Below are 21,889 nucleotides of genomic sequence, written 5' to 3' on the forward strand. Positions count from 1 at the left end.
GATTCGGAAGTGCCCCGTGCTTCGGAAAATGCACCCCGCCGTTCCGTGGGGCATTCTCCGAAACGGGGGGCAGCTTCCCGGGCGGACGTACACATCGCGGCCGGGGCCCGGTTCCAGACAAGGAACCGGGCCCCGGCGGTCAGCCAGCCAGGCCCTCAGCCGCCCACGTGCACGATCGCCGGGTCCGGGTGCATGAGGAACCCGGTGTGGCTGATGTTGTGCGCGTACGCCCCGGCCATGGCGAAGACCACGAGGTCGCCCGCCCGCACCTGAGGGACCGGGACCTGCCGGGCCAGGACGTCCTTGGGCGTGCAGAGCTGCCCCACGAAGGTGACTGGCCCGCCGTCGGACGCCGGGCGCTCCCACGGCGCCTCCCAGCGGTCCTCGCGGAGGACGGCGAGCGGCTGGCTGTGACCCTTCGCCGCGGGCGTGCGCAGGTGGTGCGTGCCGCCCGAGCACACGGCGAACCACTCGCCGTGGCTGCGCTTGACGTCCAGGACACGGCTCGCGTACCAGCCCGAGTATGCGGACACCGCCCGCCCCGGCTCGATCCGCAGCGTCACGCCGGGGTGGGCGGCGGCGACCCGGCCGATCCGGGCGCCGTAGCCCTCCCAGTCGAAGGTCCGCGCGGGCGCGCCGTAGTCGACGTCCATCCCGCCGCCCACGTTGACCTCGCGCAGGGAGATCCCGTGCCGCGCCGCGAACCCTGCCGCCCACGCGGCGATCCCCTCTGCCTGCGCCGCGCACTGCTCGGGCCCGAGGCCGCTCGCGAGGTGCGCGTGAACGCCGAGGACCTCGACGCCGGGGAGCCGGGGCAGCTCGCGCGCAGCGGCGTCCGCCTCGGCCGGGTCCATGCCGAAGGGGCTCGGCGCGCCACCCATGGTGAGGGCCGGTCCTGCCATGGCGCCGGACCCCGGCGACGCAGGCCCCGCCGCCGGGATGTTGACGCGCAGCAGCACGTCGGCCCGCGCGCCGGCGGCACGGGCGGTCGCGTCGAGACGCCGCAGCTCGGTCAGGCTCTCGACATGGAAGCGGTCGACGCCGGCCGCGACGGCGGCGGCCAGTTCGCCGTCGGTCTTCCCCGGGCCGCCGAACGCGAGCGGCACCCCGGGGGCGACGGCCCGGACGTGCGAGAGCTCGCCGCCGCTGGCCACCTCGAGCCCGTCGACGTGCCGGACCACAGTCGCGAGGATCGCCGCGTCCGGATTGGCCTTGACCGCATGGAGGAGCTCGACGCCGGTCCCCACGAGCGCCGCGCGGATGCGCACGAGGTGGGCGCGCAGGTGGGCGAGGTCGTACACGTAGGCGGGCAGGGCGCCGTCGTGGGCGTGCTCACGGACCGCGGTCTCGACGGCGGCGGTCAGCGGGGTGCCGGCGGGCACGACGGCGGCGGCGCGGCCGGACATCGCCAGCGGCGCGGCGGCGGGCACGGCGGGGACTGGTGCGGTGGGCGTGGAGAGGGCGGTCATCGGATCTCCTGGGGGACGGCGCGGCCGAAGGGGTTGGGGAAGGGGACGTAGCCGGCGAAGCGGTCGGCGCGGCGCTGCCAGCGGACCATGAGGTTGGTCTTGGCCGGGAGCGGGACGCCGGCGAGGAGGGCCCGCAGGCGGGCCGGCTCGCCGAGCTCGGCGCTGGCCTCGGCGACGGCCTCGCCGAGGGCGTCCCACAGCTCCGCCTCGAAGGCCGGCTCGCCGGGGACAAGGTCCGCGAGGGCCCCGGCCATCTCGGCGAGGTGGTTCACGAAGAGGCAGTAGGCGATGCGGTTCCAGCCGCGTTCCTCGTCGTAGCCGGCGTTCTCGGCGATCTGGGCTGGCAGGCCGGCGAGGGCATCGGCGTGCCGGTGGGTCAGGAGCTTGGTGCCCTCGAGGTCGCGGGCCAGGACCCGCACGGGGAGGGAGTCCTCGCCCAGGACGACGAGGATGTTCTGCAGGTGCGGCTCGAGGACAATCCCGTGCACGGCCCAGAGCCGCAGGACCGGCGGCACGAGCAGGCCGAGGTAGCGGCCCCACCATTCGCGGGCCCAGGCGGCGGGGACGGCCGGGCCGTTGAGCTCCATGAGCTCGGCAAGGCGGGTCCCGGCGGGGATGCAGTCGGGCAGGGCGGCGAGGCTCGCCGCGAGGTGCACGCGCTCGTCGCCGTCGTAGTGCGGGGCGATGCCCGTGCGCACGATCGAGCCGAGCCCCTCGAGCAGCGCGTGCCGGTCCTCGGCGGTGCCATAGCCCTCGGGCAGCGCGACGCTGCGCGCGGCCGGCTCGGGCAGGACGGCGAAGCCCGCGTGCCGCGAGGAGACCTCGGCGAGCGGGGCCTCGAGCAACTCGGTGAGGGCGACGGCGCCGGAGAGCTCGTACTCGGCGTTCTTGCGGAGGCAGTTGGTGATCCGCACGCTCAGGCTGGTCTTGAGGAAGACGTCCGCCTCCGGCTGGTAGAGCGTGCGCACGCTCGCCGTCGGGTGCAGCGGCAGGCCCACCTCGCCGAGGTCGAGCAGGACGCCGTCCGCGAGGGCCGCCTCGAGGACGGGGCCGAGGCGCGGGTCCGAGCGCAGGAGCTCGAACTGCCACGGGTGCACCGGGACGGCCTTCCAGCCCGCCGGCACGCGGGCCGCGGACTCCCCGAGGAGCCGAGCGGTCGCGGCGTGCCCGTCGAAGCCCGGGGTCGGGGTACTGCCTGAGGGGCCGTCGACGGCGGGGCCGTCGGCGGCGTGCTCCACGATGTGCTCTGCACGCGCGGCGAGCCAGTGCAGCGGGAACGCCGTCCGGGCCTCCGGCGAGAACCGCCGCCACTGGGCACGGTCCCCCGAGCGCCACTTGGGCGCGGGATGCCGCGGGTGGCCGGCGATGAGGCCCTGTTCCGAGTCGACGAAGAGGGCCGGGGCGCCCTCCAGCGGCGTCCCGGACATCCCGGACGTCTCAGTCCGCTCGGCGGGGCGGGTGGCGAGGATGTCGGCAAGGCTGTCGCGGCTTGCGGCGGCCTGCGCGGCGAACTCCTCGTTCGGGACGCCCGTGCGGGCCGTGAGCTCGGCGCCGACGAGGCGCGCGAGCGCGTCGAGCCCGAGGTCCTCCCACTCCCCGCCACGCTCTTCGCCACTGCGGTACAGCTGGACGGGGCCCGTGAAGCGGTGGGCCGCGACGGGGGAGACCCGCAGGACGCGGGCCCTGACGAGCTCGCCGAGGTGCGGGAGGCGCACGAGGAGATGCCCGGCGTCGAGCGCGGTCTGGCCGTCGGGGCCGGCGGTCTCGCGGACGAGGCAGCCGAGCAGGGTATGGGCGGACGCGGTGTCGGCGTCGAGGACGCGTCCGGTGGCGAGGAGTGAAGCAGTCACGGGGAGCTCCGTTCGAGGGTCGGGACGGGGGTCTGGTGCTGGCGGACATCGGGGCGCAGTGCGGGGCGGGGCGCGGTGAACCGCGGGGCGGCAGCCGCGAGGGCCGCCCCCGCGAGGACGGGCAGGACGAGGGGTGCGGCGGCGCCGAGCCCGAGGGCGCCAGCGGCCATGGCGCCCGAGGCGGAGGCCCCCGCGAGGACGGCGCCGGCCTTCGAGCCGGATTCGACGCGGCCGAAGAGCCGGCCCGTCTTTCGGCCCGCCGCGGCCTCGCTGCCGAGGAGGGAGAGGGCCGGGAGGCCGAACGCGAGGGCCGCGCCGAGCAGGAGGCGGCCGACGGCGAGCCACACCGCGGGTGCCGCACCTGCCGTCAGAAGGGGGCTGAGCCCTGAGCCGAGGGCGGCGGCCCAGGCAGGGACCAGGGCCGGGACCGCGACGGGCACGAGGTGCGCCGCCGCCGAGGCCGCGGCGAACGCGTACCCGAGCGTCAGGCCGAGCCGTGCCCGGCCGCGCAGGAGCCGGAGCATGCCCCACGCGGCGGCGAGGTAGCACACGTGGGGGGCCGCGAAGAGCGCCCCGGCCGCGGCGGGCGGCAGTCCCGGGACGAGCTGGGACGCGAGCGGGACGAAGTACGGGTAGGTCGCGACCGTCACGAGCACGAAGCCGGCCTCCGCGAGGCACAGGCCCCACACGGTGATCGTCGCGGGGCGCTCGGGGGCGGCGGGCGCCGCGGCGCCTGGCGCTGGCGCGGTTCCCGCCGCCGCCGCGGCGTCTGGCGCTGGCGCGGTTCCCGCCGCCGCGGCGCCTGGCGCTGGCGCGGTTCCCGCCGCGGGCGAGGTGGCCTCTGCACGTGCGGCGCCCGTCCCCGGCGGGGCGAGCACGAGCGTGGCCCCGGCCGCCGCGAGGGGCAGGAGCGCCGCGAGTCCGTACATGGCCCGGACGTCGAGCACCGTCGAGAGCACACCCGCGAGGAGCGGCGCCACGACGAGCGCTGTGCGGGCCGAGCCCTGCATGAGCGCGAGGGCCCCGGCCAGGCGGTCGCCTGCGAGGCCGCCGCCAAGGTAAGCGGTGCTCGCCGCGTACGTCCCGCCGAGCAGGCCCTGCAGTGCCAGCGCGAGGGCGAGGGTGCCGACGTCCTGCGCGCAGGCCGCGAGCCCGAACGCCACCGCGAGCCCGAGCTGGGCCCGCACGAGGAGCGGCTTGGGCCCGTACCGGTCCGCGAGGCCCCCCCACATGGGCGCGGCGAGCGCCGTGCACAGCGTGGGCAGGACGTACAGGAGGCCTGCCCACGCCGCGCTGGGGTCCCCGAGCTCGGGCAGGAGCCGGGAGAGGTACGGCGGCAGGCCCAGTGCGGCGAAGGCCGAGGCGCAGTGGGCCGCGGCGACGGTGGCGACGTGGCGGCGGCGCAGGGCGCCGGGCGCTACGGTGCCGGGCGCCACAGTTCCGGGCGCTACCGTGCCGGGGGCTGCTGTGCCGGGCGCCACCGTGCCGGGGGCCTGTGCGCTCACGACCGGGCTCCCCGGCCTCCGGACTCCCTGCGGAGCCAGTTCGGCCCGGTGCGCAGGTAATACTTGTTGACGTCGGTGCAGCCCAGGCGCTCCTTGGGCAGGAGCGTCCCGGCGGTGACCATGCCCTTGACCGGAAGCGCCTCGGCGTCGAGGATCCGCTCCCGCAGCATCCGCACGGCGGCGACCGAGCCGGCGTCGTGCGGGTCGACCCAGCGCTCCGCGGCCTCCTCCAGCCGGGTCCGGGCGAGCGCGAACAGGGAAGCCCGCAGGCCGGCGTCACCGGCCGCGAGCCCGTCTGCGATCGCGCCGACGCACAGGTGCAGCGTGATGGTTGTGACCATGTCGGCGAGCTCGGCCGGATCCTGCACGGCGATGCGCGGGTCCGCGAAGATGCCCGCGGGCACCGGCCGGCCGAGGGCCGCCGAGAGCCGGGCGAGGTCGATGCGCCCGCTGTCGTTGTCCTTGTACACGAGCCGCACGCCCGCCGGGCCCTGGGCGACGGTGATGTTCTGCTGGTGCGCCTCGAGCGCGATCCCGTAGCGCAGCCACAGCGCGACGTGCCAGTCCAGGAGCACGCCCACGTAGGCGTCGAACCACGCGACGGGGGCGAGGCCTGCCTCGGCGGCGAGCAGGTCCAGGACCGTGGCCTCGCCGCCGGGGGCGGGGGCCGGGAGTGCCGCGAGGGGGGCGAGCCGGTCCCGCTCGAGGCCGCGCGGGAACTCGCGCACGAGCACGGCGTGCAGGTCGCTCCCGCTGTCCGCCCACCGGGTCTCGTCGGCGAGCAGGACGCGCGATGCCAGCACGGGCTCGCGGGCCAGGACCTCGCGAAGCAGCGACTCGAACACCTCGCCCCCGGCGAGCGAGCCGGGCTTGATGGTGCGCCGATTGCGGCTGCCTAGCGTCGCCGTCGGCAGCGGGAGCTTGAGGTGGACGCGCGGGTCATCCACGAGCGCGACGGTCCGGGTCGAGAGGGTGGGCACGACGGCGGGTCCCGGCGCGTCGAGGCACGGCACCTCGCCGCGCGCGGCGGTGAGCGGGTGGACCGGGAGCGCAACGAGCTCCTCGTCCGCTCCGGCCGGAAGGCCGAGCTGGGTCGGGGCGGGCCACCACGCGGGCAGGCCCGTGCCGAGGGCCGCCGAGAGGCGGACGTCGGTGCGCGGCAGGACGGCCCAGCGGAGCCGGAACTCGGGCGCGTACTCGGGGGCGTAGGCGCGGATCTCGTCCTCGGACAGCCCCCACCGGCAGCGGCCGGTCGGGTGCACGGGATGGTCGCGCAGCGCCGCGGCGGCCTCGAGGGGCAGGAGCCCCGCGCAGCCGCGCGCTGCATTGCTGGAGGGCCCGCCGGAGAGCCCGCCGGAGGGCCCGCCGGCGAGGCGCCCGTAGAGGCGCGGCGCGGCGTCGTCGTGCAGGCGCACGACGGCGGACGTCTGCCGGCATTCCTCCGTGAACGCCCCCCATCCGGCCGCGGCCTCGGGATCCTCGGCGGGGTCCACTGCGGGGGCGAGCGCGGCGAGGACGCCGTCAAGGGTGTCCTCGACGGAGAGCCGCGCGCCCGGGCCCTCGACGGCGACGAAGGCGGCGGCGAGCCGCCAGGGCGCGAGGAACCCGTCCGGCTGCACGGGGAGGTGGAGCGCCCGGCCGTCGGGCAGGGGAGCGGACCACCAGGGGCCGTTCCACGCGCGGCGGTCCCCGGAGGCGGGCAGGCCCTGGGGCCGTGTGCGGAGGACGCCCCGGGACTGGATCCCGAGGTGGTCCTCGCGGAGCAGGGCGTCGAGGACGCGCAGCATGAGCGCCTCCTGCGAACCGGGGCCGGCGGCGGGCGCAGCGCCCCCGGCGGCGGCCGTCGCACCCGGGGCGGCGGACGCGGGGGCAGGGGCGGCGGTTGCACCTGGTGCAGCGGCGCTCACGCGCTGACCACCCAGCGGTTGGCCGCGACGAAGTCCTCGACGGCGCCAGACGCACCCTCGGCCGTGGGCGCGATCGCGTGCACGACGGAGAGGTAGTCCCGGTTCGTCCCGTGCAGGGGCGCCGTGACGCCGGGCTCGCGCAGGCGGCGGTGGCCGAGCATGACGCCGCCGGGCAGCTTCGCCGTCTGCGGCTCCGGGGATTCGGCGAGGGTCCCGGGCGCCTCGGCGGTGAGGTAGCGGATGTGCACGTGGCGGTCCACGGCAGCGGCCGTGGGCACGTGGGTGGGCAGCGGCTCGCCGAGGTGCACGCGCAGGAGCGCCTCGAACAGATCCGCGCCGAGCAGCTCGGAGCAGATGAGGTCCATCGTGTCGCCGATGAGCCGGTAGTTCACCTCGATGATCCGGGCCCGGTCAGCCTGGACGACGAACTCCGTGTGGCACGCGCCGAAGCCCACGCCGAGCGCGGCGAGCTGTGCCCGGAGGTGCTCCTCGACGGCGGCCGGCAGCGCCCCGACCCAGTCGCGGCGGGACTCGGTGAAGTAGGGCGGCTCGCCGAGGGTCGTGCGCCACGAGCTCACGTGCCGCAGCTCGGTTCCGTCCCCGAGGGTCTCGTAGGTGTGCAGCGGGCCGGCGAGGTACTCCTCGGCGACGAGCACGGCGCCGGGCCGGCGCTCGCGGATGTCCGCGACCCGGGCCACGAGCTCGCCGAGGTCGGCGACGAGCACGACGTCCTCGCTCGCGACCCCCTCGCGCGGCTTGACGACGGCGGGGAACGGCAGCCCCCCGGCGGCCTCGACGGCGTCGTCGTCCGGGCCGATCTCGACGCTGGCGACGGTGTCGAGCCCGGCGGCGGCGAGCGCGCTGCGCGTGAGGGACTTGTTCTTGCACCGCAGCGTGGCCCGCCAGTCCTTGCCGGGGAGGCCGAGCAGTTCGGCCGCGAGCGCGGTGGGGGTCTGCAGGTGGTCGCTGTTGCTCAGCAGGGCCGCGGGAGCGCCGTGCCGCGCGGCGAGGGCCTCGACGCGTGCGGCGACGGCGCCGGCGTCGCGCACCTCGGCGCGCTCGACGGCGGGGCGCAGCCCGGCGTCGAGCCGCGCGTAGGCGGCGGCGTGGGCCTCGGGGTCGTCGGTGAGGACGACGACGGGCCGGGCCAGCCGCGCCGCGGCCGGCAGCAGGCCGTGGGTCACGGAGTCAGTGGGATTCAGGGCGGTCAGGTACAGAGTCACAGGCCGGGCTCCAGCGGGGGTCGGCAGGGCCGCGCGCAGCGGCCCCTCGGGAAGTTAGGCGAGGCTAACCTAAATCACTTCCCGTGCCCCACGTCAAGCTGCCCGACCCCGCCCGCGACCAATTTGCTCACAAAAGGCTTGCGTATTACAAGTGACCTTGCGGTGCGCGCCGAGGGCGGCGCGGGCCGGCCCGAGACCGCTGCCGAGAGGACCCCAAGGATGCTCAAGCCCAACGCCGTCAAGGCCCAGCTCGCCGTCGGCGGCGAGGCCTTCGGGCTCTTCTGCTCGCTGCCCATGCCACAGATCGTCGAGATGATCGGCTGCGCTGGGTATGACTTTGTGATCTTGGACACGGAGCACGCGCTCGTGGACCCCGAGAAGCTCGAGAACCTCGTCCGCGCCGCCGAGGCCGTGGGGCTCACGCCGTTCGTCCGCGTGCCCGAGGGCGACCCCGGCGCCGTGCTGCGAGCTCTCGACGCCGGCGCGCTCGGGATCGTCGTGCCGCATGTCCGCTCGGCCTCCGACGCCGCCGCGGCCGTGCGCGCTGCCCGGTACCACCCCGAGGGCGAGCGGTCGCTCAACGGCGGCCGCCCCGCCGGCTTCGGCGCGATCCCGCCCGAGGAGTACATCCGCCGCGCCAACGCCGAGGTCATGGTCGTGGCCCTCGTCGAGGACGCCGACGGCGTCGCCGCGATCGACGAGATCCTGGCCGTGCCCGGCGTCGACATGGTCATGCCGGGCCCCGGGGACCTCTCGCAGTCCTACGGCGTGCCGTGGCAGGTCCGCCACCCGGCCGTGCTCGACGCCGTCGCCCGCCTGGCGGACGCCTGCTCCGCCGCGGGCATTCCCTTCTGCCCGATCGCCCGCAGCGCCGAATCGATCGAGCGGTGGCGCGCGGCCGGCGTGCGGGCGTTCTCCCTTGGCGAGGACCGGGACCTCGCGGCCGGGGCCCTCCGCGCCCAGCGCCGCATCGCCGAGGCGGCGCCCGCCGGGCTGAACTGACCGCTTCGACGTCGTCAAGGGCTCGCTCAAGGATCCATACTTTCAGGGTCGAATTCGGTGGGAGGAAGGGACGATGGAGGAGAAGGAGGAACCATGTCGGCACTCACGAACACCATAGAAATCGACCGTCCGCCAGATGAGGTCTTTGCGTATGCGAGCGACCCGCTTCACTTCCCAGAGTGGCAGCCTGACGTCCTCGAGGTGCACTTCGAGGGTGCGGGCGGCGGGGAGGTGGGGTCGCGGTTCACGACCACCCGCCGGATCGGCCCCGACGAGTACACGATGACCCAGGAGATCACGGAGGTCGAGCCGTCCCATCGGTTCGCCGCGCAAGGCGTCGACGGCCCGATCCGGCCTCACGCGAGCATCGACGTCGAACCGCTCGACGGCGGCGCACGGTCCCGGGTGACGTTCGAGCTCGATTTCGAGGGTGAGGGCTTCGGCAAGGCGTTCGTGCCCGCCGTACGTGAGCTGGCAGCGCGGGGTGCCCCGGCGAGCTACAGGCGGCTGAAAGAGCGGCTAGAGGCCCGCGGATAACGCCGGGACGGGAATTGTCAGCGTCGGCCGACGGCCCGCAGGGCAGCGTTCGTTTCCGCGGCTCAGACCCCAAAAGTTCATCTTCCAGGGGGTGGCCGATCCTCCCGGTGAATGCTCACTGAACGTACGATTAATTGCACGGGAACCCCGCGCCATATTCCTCGCACGAAGAACGTAGGAGGAGGACATGGCCACCACACAAACCAAGGAAACAGCAACGACAAGTCAGGCTGCCAAGACGGCCGACGCTGACAAGGAGACGACGGAAGAGCGGCCAGCACGCACCGGCTACACGATCACCATTCCCTCCATGCGCTCGATGCCCGCCGCTGTGGGCGAGACGTTCGAACCCAAGCATCTGGTGTGGTTCGGAGGCCTGGCAGTGGCAGGCGCCGTCGGCATTCTGGAGTGGCCGGTCGTCGCCGCGGTCGGGGTCTCCAGCTACGTCGCCGAGCGCTTCGCGCGTTCAGCCCGGAAGTAGCCGCCCCCCAAGGACGGCCCCTCGCCGTCGGACGATTCGCTCCGACGCCCCATGCAAGATCTAGACAACGCCAGGCACTCCAGTGCCTGCACTGGTGCGAGAGTTCCTCTAGGCCCGCGGGTACACCCGCGGGCCTACCGCGTCAGGGCGAGGGCCTGTCCGAGACCGCGCAGGATTGCATGGCGGCTGGCCGCCAGCAGGCGCGCCAGGACAACGATCGCGGCGAGAGGCCACCCGATGAGACCCATCGCCGCCAGAAGGGCGGCGCCGCCGACGAAGGCCAGAGTTTCCAGAGATGGCAGGCTGATCGTGCCGAACCCCTCGAAGTGGATGTGGAGTGGTCCCGAGGACAGGGCTTCGGCCAGTTCGTTCATGATGTCTTTCCTCGTCTGGCGGGGGAGCTCCGGCGCGCCTCAGGCGCGGCTCCCCGATCGTGTCTTGCGCCGCGAGATTAACGAGGCCGGATTGCCGGAAGATTAACGACGCCCGAACGACGTTCTCCGCAGGAGCGCATCGCGCAGCGGCACCCCGCTCTCCGACAGGATCCAGGCGAGCACCACTGCTCCCAGGCACGCCGCGCCCGCGATGATCCAGCCCAGCAACGGCAGCGGCGTGGATCCGAAGAACACGCTGAGCGCGGGCTGTTGGATGACGGCGAACAGCGCCGCCGCCGAGCCCAGTGCCGCGCCCACGACTCCACGGCTCGGAGTCCCCGAAAAGAGGGTCTGGGCCAGCTGGGAGCCCACCAGCCCTGCGAGTGCCACTGTCTGCGCGGCCGCCGCCCCGAGTCCGCATGCCGCGGCAGCAGCCCACGCCGCGGCGGCTCCCGTCGCAGTGACGACGGCGCGGCGGCTGATCTCGTGGGTCAGAGCAGAACCCAACGACCGCTCCGGCCCCTCGGACAGCAGCTGTCCGATCGAGGCGGCGCGGGGCGGCCTCAGGGCAATGGCCAGGGCAGGGGCAAGATCGGTCAGCAGGTTCACGAGCAGAAGCTGCCGCGTTCCCAGGGGCGACAGCCCCCTGAGCAAGGACCCCACGACCGTGAAGGCGACCTCGCCCAGGTTCCCGCCGACCATGATGCCGAGGGCCTCCCGGACGGAGCCCCACAGCGAGCGGCCTTCGACGAGTGCCGAGGTGATGGTCTCCAGTTGGTCGTCGGTGACCACGAGATCGGCTGCGGCCCGAGCCGCGGGAGAGCTGCGCGACCCGAGGGCGATGCCGACGTCGGCCAGCCGGATAGCGGGGGCGTCGTTGGCGCCGTCGCCCGTCATGGCCACCGTGCGTCCGAGGCGCTGGAAGGCCTTGACGACGCGCAGCTTGTGCGCGGGGGTGCCACGGGCCACGACCGCCACGTGGGGAAGTTTCTCCTCCAGCTCACGGTCGTCGAGCCGATCGAGCTCAGCCCCGGTGATCACTTGGGACCCGTTGGGCAGGCTCAGGCGGCGGGCGACGGCGGTGGCTGTGCCGGGATGATCTCCGGTGATCATGAGCACGCGGACCCCTGCCCCCTGCAGGGCCTCGATGGATTGGGCGGCAGCGTCCCTGACGGGATCGGTGAGGGCTAGGAAGCCGAGGAAGGTCAGCGCCCGGACGTCCTCGTCCGTCAGTGGTGCGTGTTCCGCGCCCTCGTGCCGTGGGTCGCGGCGCTCCGCCACCGCCAGCACGCGGTAGCCGTCATGCGCCAGCCGGTCCATGCGCCGGGCCAACCGGTGCCGGTCCCGGGCGTCTAAGGGAAGGCGCCGTGCGCCGCGGAGGGAATGGGAGCAGAGGGGGATGAGGATCTCGGGGGCCCCCTTGACGCTGAGGATTCTCTCGCCGGGGCTGTAACCGAGGGCCGCGTGATAGCCGCGGGCGGGCTCGAAGGGAAGGACCCCTGAGGCCTCCCATCCCGGTGCCGACTCCTTCCGGTCCACGTCGGCTCTGCGAGCGCCTTTGGCAACGGCCCGATCGGTGAAGTGCTCCAGCTTCCGGTCCCCCCTCTTCTCTGGCGTGGCGCGCAGGCCTGCGCCCAGGACGGCGCGCCGCGAGCGGTCGAGCGAGCCGAGGTCCACAGGACCCCCGTCCTCGCCGCACACTGCGCCGAGGCGGATGCGTCCCTCCGTCAGCGTCCCCGTCTTGTCGAAGCAGAGGACGTCCACTCGTCCCAGGGCCTCTATGGTGCGGGGGTTCCGCACGAGCGTTCCCTGCGCGGACAGCCGCCGCGCCGAGGCAAGCTGCGCGGCCGTCACGAGGAAGGGAAGGCCCTCGGGCACGGCGGCCACGGCAAGGCTGACGCCCGCCCCGGCCGTCTCCCGGAGACCGAATCCGCGGGCCATGCCGGACACGACGAGGGTTCCGGCGGAGGCGAGGGTGATCGGGAGCGTGACGTCAGTGATCGCCGCGAGCCGGCGCTCGACACCGCCGGTCTGCGGCTGGGCTCCGGCCGCGGCCGCGCCTTGCCCGGCCTCTGTGGAGGATCCTGTCGCCACCACGGCAGCATGCGCGCGGCCCGCAGCGATGGTGGTCCCCTCGTAGAGCATCGAGGTGCGTTCGGCGGGAGTGTCGGCGATGACCGGGCCCCTGCCTTTGGCCACGGGGAACGGCTCTCCGGTGAGCGAGGATTCGTCCACCTCGACGTCGAAGGCCTCGATGATCCGGCAGTCAGCCGGCACCACGTCCCCAGCCGCCACATGCACGATGTCGCCTGGGACGAGGTCGTGGGAGGGGACGACCATCTCCTCGCCGTTCCGGTGAATGCGGGCGACGACGACGGACTGGGCGAGCAGTTCCCGCAGGGCTTGATCCGTGTGCTGCCGCTGGCCGCCTCCGAGCACTGCGCTGAGGAGGGTGACGCCAGCGATCAGTGCGGCGTCGATCAGGCCGCCGAGGACCACAGAGATGGCGGTCCCGAACCCCAGGATGGGCGTGAGCGGGTTGTCGAGCTCCTCGATGACGGCCCCGGTGAAGGACACACGCTGGGGGACGGCATGGTCGGTCCGGCCTTGACGCAGGCTCGCCTCCTCGGGGTCGAGCCCCTCCGGTGCCGTCTCCAGCTGCTCCAAGACTGTCTCGACCGGCATGGCATGCCAGGGGACATGCTGGGCTGCCGGAGGCCGGGGGCGGCGGTCGAGGCGAACGGCGGCCCGGACACCCAGCAGCAGGGAGAGGGCTGCGGCCACATTCACTGCCAGCATCGAGCGCGAGGCGCTCCCCGTCTGTCGGTTGAGGCCCGCCGCCAGGCCGCCGATCACCGCCCCGGCTCGGGAGACTGCCACACTCTGGGTGCTGACGCTGGCCGCCGCGGCACAGGACTCGATGAGCAGGGCCGCCACCGACAGATCCGGGGGAACCAGGATGTCGGCGCCCCACGGTGGCGGCTCGTCGTCGTCGTCGACCCCGAGCCCCACATCGGCATTCGCCAGAGCCTGGCGATCTCGCGACAGGAGCAGCACGCCACCGCCCTCGGCCTGGAGGCGCCGCACCGCGCCCCAGAGCGTCTCGCCCGGGGGCGTCTGCTCCCCGGTCAATCCGTTCTCGGCCCCGCCGAAGACAACGAGCCGGCGGCCGCTGGCTCGGCTGGCCTCGGAAATAGCCTGGAGGTGGGAATGCGGCTGGGGCACCACGCTGGCGACCGCCATCAGCCGCGACCGCTTGGCCAGGCCAAGGACTGGCGTCCGGGACTCGGGGACCAGGCGACGCACTTCGCGCACGCCCCGCGGCCCGGTGACCTGGAGATCCTGGGCCGGCCCGAGGGACCACTCGCCGTCGGTCCGGATGCCTTCGGGCTCGGCACCGTCGAACAGGGCGTAGATCCGTTCGGCGACGTCCTCCCGGTCCGCGCTGGCGAGTGGCAGCACTGTCCCCAAGAGGTACCGTCCCGTGGCCAGCACGGAGCCGTCGACGACGACGGTGCGGATCCTGTCCAGCTGTCGCAGCACGCCGGGATCCAGGACTACTCCGCCCCTGCGGGACACGATCCGTCCCAGCTGGGCGGCGAACGCCTCCCTCCCGGTACGCCCGGGTTTCGGGACCGCTGAAAGGGCTATGCCTGCCGCATGCCAGCCGTTGCCGGTTGCAGGCAGGGCCACACCGAAGGTGGAGAGGCCAAGCACTCCGGCCGTGTCTGCCCAGCGCTCCACGGGACCCTGCTCGAGCTCCTGAGGACGCTCTACTGCCAGCGGTCCGGCGGCGCTGGAGGCTGCCGTGGACAGATATCGGGAGCGAGCAGCCTGCCAAGCGAGCGACTCCGAGCGGGCCTCCGCGAGGATCAGTCCCCTCTGGGCAAGGTCGACGGCCAGTCCGAGGAATCCCTGGGCAAGAGCCTGAACGGCCGCAGTGAGGATCGCGAGGACTGCGTCCGCCGTCGACGCCCCGAGCGCCCGCTCGGCAAAGCCTCGCAGGCGGGGCGTGCTGTCCACCATCGAGATGGCTGCGGCCAGCTCAGGTCCCACGGGCCTGGCACCGAGCGCGCGGGCGGCTACGGCGGAGGCGATTCCGGCCAGTCCTGCCACGAGCTCCAGCCCGGCGCGCTCGGCTGGCATCGCGTCGAGGGGGGCATCCCCCTCGGCGTGCGGCGGCGCGGACTCGCTGAAGTGCCGGCGCTCGATCTCGTCGACGACCTCGACGAGCTCCGCCAGCGGGCACGCCTCGCCGTCAAGACCGACGATGATCCGTCCGAGAGGCGCGTTAACCCGGGCCCAGACAACCGCCTCGTGCGCCTCGAGCGTGTCCTCCAGCTCGCGGATGAACCCGACGCTCTCTGGCAGGTGCAGTCCACGGGCGGAAATCACCGCCCGCCCGTCAGCGGCCCACGCCGGTCTCCCGTTGACCTGCGCGGGGACGATGACGTCGAGCAGGCGCCGGGGCAGCGAGGGAAGTCCCAGCTGCCTCGAGGGTTCGACAAGCGCCTGCAGCGCTGCACCGAGCAGCGACACGACGGGTCTCCAGCAGGAGCGGTTACTTCTGGGCGGTATTCGGAGGAGCGGCGGGCCGCTGCCCGGAGGCCGACGCGGAGGCGGCCTTGCGCATCGAGTCCTTGGCGAAACGCTCCGCCACGTAACTGCCGGCGCCCACCGCGAAAACCACTGGCCATTCCACGATCCCGGCCATACCGAGGACTGCCAGCCCGCCCCACCAAGCCAGTCGCTTGGCCTCGATCTGGACCGGGGGCAACGGCGGTAGGTCCGCCAGCGATGGCAGGGTGATGGTCACCGTCTCCGGAAACTGCCCGCTCTTTTGGGGCGGCTCCTGGGGAGCCTCTTCGGCCGGCTGCTTGCCCTGACTCGTCGTTGCCATGGTGCCCTCCTCCAGGCGCCCGCGACTGGGCGCCGAGACGATGCGAACGGATGGCTCGATGGTAGGACTGCCGGTGGCGCCCGACCAGAGCCCGGCGGGTCTAGAGTCGGAGGCGGACTTCTTTGTCGCGTCGACCCCCGTGTGTACAGCGATGAGCGCTATCAGATGCCCGAGCCCTGTCGTTGGCCCTTGCGCTTTGTCTGAGATCTTCCCAATCCGCAGTGTGGGATAGGTCCAAGGTCCCGCGTCTCACTCGATCCGCTCGCCCTCCCACGTCTCGACTGTCCAGCCCCGGGCCGACGAGCCCTCGAGGGCGACGATCCCAGTGTTGGACAGGATGCGCCCGGCGATGAAGTCTGCGTCGACGTTGAGTGCGTGGTGCCCGCACCACGCTCGGATCATGGCGGCGTGGCTCACCATCGCGACCGCGGGGATGCCGTCGGCGAGGTACTCCGCCTCCTCGACGACCGCGTTGAACCGCGCATAGGCGCGGTGCCCGTCCTCGCCGCCATCGACGCACGCGTCGAGCCGACCGCGGAGCCAGCCGTCGAAGATGCCGTGGTACTCGAGGATCGAGGCCTCGTCGGCGCACATCTCGAGCCGCCCCGCCGCGATCTCGCGCAGGCCGTCTCGGACCGCGACCTCGAGGCCCCGTGCCGCGGCGAGCGGCGCCGCCGTGAGCCTCGCGCGCAGCTGGGTCGAAGCGAACACGGCGCCGAGGGGCTCGTCCTCGAGCGCCCCGACGAGCGCCTGCGCCTGCTGCGCCCCGAGCCCCGTGAGCCCGGGCCCGGGCACGGCCGTGTCGAGCGCGCGAACGAGGTTCGACGGCGTCTGGCCGTGCCGGATGAGCAGGAGCCTCATGGGCCAATGGTAGATGGGCCCATGGTAGAGCGGCGGTGTGAAGGCGTGCCGGTGCGGGGAATGATCCGGCAGCACAGTGCGTTGAAAATCAGGAACCGCAATCAACAGTGAGGAGCGGGCATGGCCACGCAGAACATCACGGGCGAGCAGTTCGCCGAGACCATCGAGACCAACGACATCGTCCTTGTCGACTTCTGGGCGGAGTGGTGCGGCCCGTGCCGCCAGTTCGCGCCGACGTACGAGGCTGCGTCCGAGAAGCACCCGGATGTTGTCTTCGCCAAGGTCGACACGGAGGCCGAGCAGTTCCTCGCCGCCCAGGCCAACATCACGTCGATCCCGACCCTCATGGCGTTCCGCGAGAAGGTCCTGGTCTTCTCGCAGCCCGGCGCCCTCCCGGCGGCGGCCCTCGAGCAGGTCATCACGGCGGTGAAGGACCTCGACATGGAGGACGTGCACCGGAAGGTCGCCGAGGCCCAGGCCAAGGGCCCGCAGAACTGACGTCCCTGCGGGCCGCGCCCACGCCGCACGGTCCGCCAGACGACGGCGCCGCTCCCCGCGCAGGGGAGCGGCGCCGTCGTGCGTGGGGGCCCGTCGTGCGTGAGGCACGCCGGCCCGGACCGGAGCTGGGAGGCTTGCACGACCCTTGTCCGCGAGACCGGCCTTTGGCCGCGATACCGGTGCTGTCGGGACCGGTATCGCGAGGAGTCGCCGGGTCTCACGTTCCTAGGCCGCGAGGCCGGTCCTGTTCGCACCTGTCTCGCAGGAGGCCTCCGTCTCTCCCGACGGGAGGCATTTCTGGTACAGATCTGGACGCGGAAATCGGATTTCGGGTGCACAGGCGTCGGCCGTCGCTGTACCCGAAATCCGCATGAGGTCGGCTTCTACTCCCGTATTAGACGCGGTCCCACGTGGCCGGCTCGGCAAGCAGCGCGCTGAGCGATTCGTTGAGGTCCTGCAGCGCGATGCCCTTCGTGTGCCGGTCGAGGTCCTCCTCGCTCGCCCACTGCTCCGACAGCACGATCCGCTCCTCGGATTCCTCGGTGATCTCGTACTGGAGGCAGCCCGGTTCGCGCTGGACCTCCTCTATCGCGATGTCCAGGGCCAGCTTCACGCGGAAGAACTCGCCCTCGTTGGGGATGAAGGTCGTCGTCAGACGCACGGGTTCGGTCATGGGCATCAGCCTAGCGAAGGCCATCCCTCTCCGTGGCGTGATGCCCTTCTCTCAGGAATGGCGCAGCTTTCTGGGAGAAACCGCACCACCCCGGTCCCCTCGGGCCGTCGGGCTCGTAAGATCACGGCGGGAAGGACCGTTTGGGGCAGTCCGGGAGGGCGGCGGTGATGGCTGGGGACCACGGGGTGATGGCTGGGGACCACGGGACGCAGACACAGGGGAAGAGGCTGGCCTGGGGGATCGCGGCCGGCGTCCTGGCGCTCCTGGCAGTGATGGCTGTCGTGATCATGGATCCCGGCTCGGACTCGAGCCAGACGATAGGCGACATCGGGCCGCTCGTGGCCTCGCTGGCCGCCGCGGGCTGCTGTGCCCGCGCCGCGGCGAGACGTGACGCCCAGGCCCGGGGGTGGGGCTGGATGACCGTGGCGGTGCTGGTGTGGTCTGCGGGGCAGGCCATCTGGACCGGCTACGGGCTCACCCTAGACCACAATTACCCGTTTCCCACAGTGGCGGATGCCTGCTATGCCGGCTATTCGATCCCGGCGGTCATCGGCCTGCTGTCCTTCCCCCGCTCACGGGGCTCCCGCACGGGGCTGGCACGGACCCTGCTGGACGCGGCGGTGATCGCGTCCGGCGTGCTCTACATCAGCTGGTTCACCGTCCTCGGACCTCTCTACAACGCGGAGAACGAAGACCTGCTCAGCCGCCTCACCGGACTGGCGTTCCCGGTGGTCGACATCATCGTCGCCTCCTTCGTGCTCGTCCTGTCCATGCGCCAGCCACCCGGGCGCCGCCTTCCCTGGATCTTCCTCGGCGCGGGGCTCCTCGTCCTCACGGTGACGGACAGCATCTACGTCAGGCTCACCTTCGACGGCGTCACCGGGCTCATGGGGAGCCCGGTGGTAGGAGGCTGGATGGCCGCCTACCTGCTGATCGCCCTCAGCGCCGCGGTCACCGGAAGGGCAGCGCCGAAGGAGGACCACGTGGCCTACGCCCTGGCCTTGGAGCTGCTGCCCTATGTGCCGGTGCTGGGCGTTGTGCTCGTCCGTGCGACGGCATTCAACTCCTCGACCCCCCTGACCGGGGACAGGAGTTTCCTGGTGGCCATAGGCGTGATCCTCCTGCTCCTGGTGATAGCCCGCCAGATCCTGATCGTCTTCGAGAACGTCACTCTCACCCGGGGCCTCGAGGCCAAGGTGGCGCAGCGCACCGCGGAGCTGGAGGGCCTGGCCGCGATCGTGAACTCCTCGGCCGAGGCCATCGTGGGGAAGACCGCCAACGGGATCATCACCAGCTGGAATCCCGGCGCGGAGCGGGTGTACGGCTACTCCGCGGAGGAGGCCCTCGGCAGGCACAGCTCCTTCCTCGTGCCACCCCATCTGCGCGCGGTCGAGGAGGCGAACACCGACGCGGTCCGGGACGGGCAGACCCGCACGTACGAGACGGAGCATCGTCGCCGCGACCGGCAGCTCGTGCCGGTCGCGGTCACGGCCTTCCCGGTCCGTGGCGACAACGACATCCACGGAATGGCCACCATCGCTCAGGACATCACTGAACGGCGCCGCGCCCAGGCCGAGCTGCTCGCCGCCCGTGAGGCCGCGCTGGAGTCCAGCCGGGTCAAATCGGAGTTCATGGCCACCATGAGCCACGAGATCCGCACCCCCATGAACGGCGTCATCGGCCTGACCTCCCTGCTGCTGCGCACACCCCTGGACGACGTCCAGCGGCAATACGCCGAAGGCGTCAGCGCGGCGGGGGAGGCCCTGCTGGCGCTGATCAACGACATCCTGGACTTCTCCAAGCTCGAAGCGGGCAAGGTCGAGCTCGAATTCGCCGCGTTCGACCCTCGCGGCCTCCTCGACGAGGTCGCTGGCCTGCTCGCCGAGGAGGCCCAGGGCAAGGGCCTCGAGCTGATCGCCCACTGCGCCCCGGAGGTGCCCGCCCAGCTGCTCGGCGACGCCAGGTCCCTGCGCCAGGTCCTGCTCAATCTCGTCTCGAACGCGGTCAAGTTCACCCAAGAGGGGGAAGTGGAGGTCCTGGCCACGGTTCAGGGCCGCGACGGGGACCAGATGCTGCGCTTTGAGGTGCGCGACACCGGGATCGGCATCGCGCCTGAGCAGCAGGAGGTGATCTTCGACGCCTTCGCCCAGGCCGACGCCTCCACCACACGCCGGTACGGCGGCACCGGCCTCGGCCTGGCCATCTGCCGGCGCCTCACCGAGGCCATGGGAGGGCAGGTCGGGGTGACCAGCCAGCCCGGAGAAGGATCCGTGTTCTGGTGCACCGCTCCGACGCCGACCGTCGAGGCCGAGGAACCCGCGGCCGAGCCCGGCGGGCAGCCCCCTGCGGGGGCGCGCATCCTCGTGGTGGACGACAACACCACGAACCGGCTCGTCCTCGAACACCAGCTCGTAGCATGGCACGCGGAACCGGAGACGGCGCCCAATGCGGCCGCCGCACTGGACCGTCTCCGCGCGGCCGCGGCCCAGGGCAGGCCCTTCCATCTGGCCGTCCTGGACTTCCTCATGCCCGGAACGAACGGGCTCCAACTCGCCCGCGCCATCGCCGAGGACCCGGACCTGGCCTCCGCCCCCGTCATCCTCCTCACCTCAGGGACCCCACCGGCCGGGAACGAACTCATGGCGGCAGGAGTGCGCGAATGGCTGGCCAAGCCCGTGCGCAGCGCAGAGCTCTACGACCGCCTCACGCGCCTCCTCCACCCCGCGCCCGGGCCCGGATTTCCGGCACCTGGCTCCGGAGCGGCCGACCACGCCGGCGCCGAACGGCCGCCCACGCCGGAACCGGCACCGCCGCATCCGCCCCGCCTCGGCAGGGTCCTCGTGGTGGAGGACAACCAGGTCAACCAGCTGGTCGCCAGGGGCATTGCTGAACGGCTCGGCTACGAGGTCGACATGGTCGACGACGGAGCAGCCGCGGTGGACGCCACCCAACGGGGCGACTATGCGGCGGTGCTCATGGACTGCCACATGCCCGTCATGGACGGCTTCACCGCCACCCGGACTATCCGCGCCCGCGGCGGAAGGGACGCAACCCTGCCGATCATCGCCATGACGGCCGGAGCCCTGGACGAGGACAGGGAACGCTGCCTGGCCGCCGGAATGGACGACTACCTGGCCAAGCCGGTGGACATCGCCCGGCTCGGGGCCGTCCTGAGCCGCTGGACGAACTCCCGCCCTCCCGCCTCGGCGCCCGAGGCGGAGCCACTGCTCGCGAACGCAGGGGGCCCCAGAGAGGCCCTCGACAAGGACAGGCTCGACCTCCTGCGATCACTCGGACCCGGCGTCCTGGAGGCGACGTCGGAAGCCTTCCAGCGCGAGGCCGCCGCAAGCCTTGAGGAGCTGCGCCGGATCCCGCCGGGCGACGGCAGCGACCAGCTTCAGAGGGCCGTCCACAAGCTCAAAGGCTCCGCCGGGAACATCGGAGCCACTCGAGCCGCCGAGCTCTGCCGCAAGCTCGAGCAGAGAGGGCGCCAGGGCATCGGGGTCGAACCTCTCCTGCTCGACGAGCTCGAGGCCGAACTCGACCGCGTGAACGAATCCCTCCGCCGGACCCTCTCCTCCGAGCACTAGCTAGTGCCAGCGGTGGTCCTGGACCGTTATGCGGGGCCCGAACCTCGGCGCCCGGACGCCGGAGGCGCCGAGCAGCCGCACGACTCGCTGCCGGTGGCCCCGCCACGGCTCGAGCAGGCGCAGCATGCCGGCGTCATCCGTCCGCTCGCCGGTGAGCGCGTAGCCGACGAACTTCGCGAGGTGGTAGTCGCCGACCGAGATCGAGTCGGGGTCCGCGTGCGTGCGCTGGGTGACCTCGGCTGCGGTCCACACGCCGATGCCGGGAATCGTCTGGAGCGCGGTGGAGGCCTCCTCCGCCGGGCGCGCCGCGAGCCGCTCGAGGGCCGACGCCGAGCGCAGCGCCCGCATGACCGTCGCCGAGCGCTGCGGCCCGACGCCCGCGCGGTGCCACTCCCAGGACGGGATCCCCAGCCAGCCGGCGGCGTCCGGGGCGACCATGAGCCCGGCCGGTGCCACCGTCCCCGCTCCCGGGGCCGGTGTCCCGTGCCGGCGGACGAGGCAGCGGTACGCGCGCCGTGCCTCCAGCGTCGTGACCTTCTGCTCGAGGACCGTGGGCACGAGCGCCTCCACGATCCGCCCCGTCGCGGGGAGCCTCAGGGCCGGGTGCCGCCGCCTCGCCTCGCGCACGAGCGGGGGGAGCGTCGCGAGGTAGGCCTCGTCGTCGAACGCGGACCAGTCGTCGGTGAGGCCCAGCATGCGCGGCGCCCCCTCGACGGCCGACGCCGCGCCCTCGCCCCACGCGCGCGCCCTCAGCCGCGCGCCGTCGTGCGTCACGAGGAGCGACGCCGTGCCCTCCGGCGTGCGGAAGGCGGCCCACAGGCCCCCGGCGGCGCGGGCGAAGCACGGGTCGCCGTCGCCGCGCTGGAGGGGGAACCAGGTCGCGGCCAGCGAGTAGTGGTCTGGGGCGTCCCAGGATTGCCCAGCGTCGGGCCCGTGCTGCCCGTGCCCATGGTCGCGCCCGCGCACGTGAGCCCGCTGGCCCTGGAGGGGCCGGCCGCGGTGCCAGCCAGGGGAGGAGA

16 protein-coding genes are annotated in these 21,889 nt (G+C 73.1%); 5 read left to right on the forward strand and 11 right to left on the reverse strand.

The window, feature by feature from the left end; genetic code table 11:
* Positions 1-155: 155 nt before the first annotated feature.
* The 5 genes from BV907_RS15055 to BV907_RS15075 are packed head-to-tail and all read right to left on the reverse strand — an operon-like array spanning position 156 to position 7,915.
* On the reverse strand, positions 156-1,469 hold the full coding sequence (locus tag BV907_RS15055) for a type III PLP-dependent enzyme (protein WP_245828011.1): 1,314 nt from the start codon (positions 1,467-1,469) through the stop codon (positions 156-158).
* The gene (locus BV907_RS15060; RefSeq protein ID WP_077490556.1) at positions 1,466-3,319 is read right to left on the reverse strand and encodes an IucA/IucC family protein; all 1,854 of its coding nucleotides are present in this window, start codon (positions 3,317-3,319) and stop codon (positions 1,466-1,468) included. Before BV907_RS15060 ends, BV907_RS15055 begins: the two co-directional genes overlap by 4 nt.
* Complete coding sequence (locus BV907_RS15065) at positions 3,316-4,824, reverse strand: MFS transporter (RefSeq protein ID WP_217697948.1); 1,509 nt, start codon at positions 4,822-4,824, stop codon at positions 3,316-3,318. Before BV907_RS15065 ends, BV907_RS15060 begins: the two co-directional genes overlap by 4 nt.
* Complete coding sequence (locus tag BV907_RS15070; RefSeq protein WP_217697949.1) at positions 4,821-6,731, reverse strand: IucA/IucC family protein; 1,911 nt, start codon at positions 6,729-6,731, stop codon at positions 4,821-4,823. Before BV907_RS15070 ends, BV907_RS15065 begins: the two co-directional genes overlap by 4 nt.
* Positions 6,728-7,915 carry an ATP-grasp domain-containing protein gene (locus BV907_RS15075; RefSeq protein ID WP_217697950.1) on the reverse strand — a complete coding sequence of 396 codons (1,188 nt, stop codon included), beginning with the start codon at positions 7,913-7,915 and terminating at the stop codon, positions 6,728-6,730. Before BV907_RS15075 ends, BV907_RS15070 begins: the two co-directional genes overlap by 4 nt.
* Before the next feature lie 258 nt (positions 7,916-8,173).
* Between BV907_RS15075 and BV907_RS15080 the strand changes: the two genes are divergently transcribed.
* From BV907_RS15080 to BV907_RS15090, 3 genes are all read left to right on the forward strand, one after another.
* The gene (locus BV907_RS15080) at positions 8,174-8,956 is read left to right on the forward strand and encodes an HpcH/HpaI aldolase family protein (RefSeq protein ID WP_077490560.1); all 783 of its coding nucleotides are present in this window, start codon (positions 8,174-8,176) and stop codon (positions 8,954-8,956) included.
* Positions 8,957-9,049: 93 nt separating this feature from the next.
* Entirely contained in the window at positions 9,050-9,493 is a 444-nt protein-coding gene (locus BV907_RS15085; RefSeq protein WP_077490561.1) for an SRPBCC family protein, read from the forward strand.
* 187 nt (positions 9,494-9,680) lie between these two features.
* Positions 9,681-9,974, forward strand: coding sequence for a hypothetical protein (locus tag BV907_RS15090; protein ID WP_077490562.1), 294 nt, complete (start codon positions 9,681-9,683; stop codon positions 9,972-9,974).
* A 134-nt stretch (positions 9,975-10,108) separates the two neighbouring features.
* On the opposite strand, the gene BV907_RS15095 is transcribed toward BV907_RS15090, so the two are convergent.
* The 4 genes from BV907_RS15095 to BV907_RS15110 all read right to left on the reverse strand — a co-directional run bounded on the left by BV907_RS15095 (position 10,109) and on the right by BV907_RS15110 (position 16,109).
* Complete coding sequence (locus BV907_RS15095; RefSeq protein WP_077490563.1) at positions 10,109-10,348, reverse strand: hypothetical protein; 240 nt, start codon at positions 10,346-10,348, stop codon at positions 10,109-10,111.
* A 102-nt stretch (positions 10,349-10,450) separates the two neighbouring features.
* Complete coding sequence (locus BV907_RS15100) at positions 10,451-14,887, reverse strand: cation-translocating P-type ATPase (protein WP_077490564.1); 4,437 nt, start codon at positions 14,885-14,887, stop codon at positions 10,451-10,453.
* 22 nt (positions 14,888-14,909) lie between these two features.
* Positions 14,910-15,248: a hypothetical protein gene (locus BV907_RS15105; RefSeq protein WP_077490565.1), complete on the reverse strand. Its 339-nt coding sequence runs from the start codon at positions 15,246-15,248 to the stop codon at positions 14,910-14,912.
* 249 nt (positions 15,249-15,497) lie between these two features.
* Positions 15,498-16,109: a histidine phosphatase family protein gene (locus BV907_RS15110; protein ID WP_077490566.1), complete on the reverse strand. Its 612-nt coding sequence runs from the start codon at positions 16,107-16,109 to the stop codon at positions 15,498-15,500.
* 120 nt (positions 16,110-16,229) lie between these two features.
* Between BV907_RS15110 and trxA the strand changes: the two genes are divergently transcribed.
* Entirely contained in the window at positions 16,230-16,607 is a 378-nt protein-coding gene (gene trxA / locus BV907_RS15115) for a thioredoxin (RefSeq protein WP_077490567.1), read from the forward strand.
* 394 nt (positions 16,608-17,001) lie between these two features.
* On the opposite strand, the gene BV907_RS15120 is transcribed toward trxA, so the two are convergent.
* A complete protein-coding gene (locus BV907_RS15120) occupies positions 17,002-17,280 on the reverse strand; it encodes a putative quinol monooxygenase (protein ID WP_077490568.1) in 279 nt (92 codons plus the stop codon).
* Between the two features lie 167 nt (positions 17,281-17,447).
* Between BV907_RS15120 and BV907_RS15125 the strand changes: the two genes are divergently transcribed.
* Positions 17,448-20,870 carry a hybrid sensor histidine kinase/response regulator gene (locus BV907_RS15125; RefSeq protein ID WP_077490569.1) on the forward strand — a complete coding sequence of 1,141 codons (3,423 nt, stop codon included), beginning with the start codon at positions 17,448-17,450 and terminating at the stop codon, positions 20,868-20,870.
* Here the strand turns inward: BV907_RS15125 and BV907_RS15130 are convergent, their stop codons facing one another.
* Complete coding sequence (locus BV907_RS15130; RefSeq protein ID WP_425441647.1) at positions 20,871-21,836, reverse strand: DNA-3-methyladenine glycosylase family protein; 966 nt, start codon at positions 21,834-21,836, stop codon at positions 20,871-20,873.
* Positions 21,837-21,889: the final 53 nt, after the last annotated feature.

It is taken from the genome of Sinomonas mesophila, from assembly GCF_001999765.1.
Taxonomy (GTDB): Bacteria; Actinomycetota; Actinomycetes; order Actinomycetales; family Micrococcaceae; genus Sinomonas; species Sinomonas mesophila.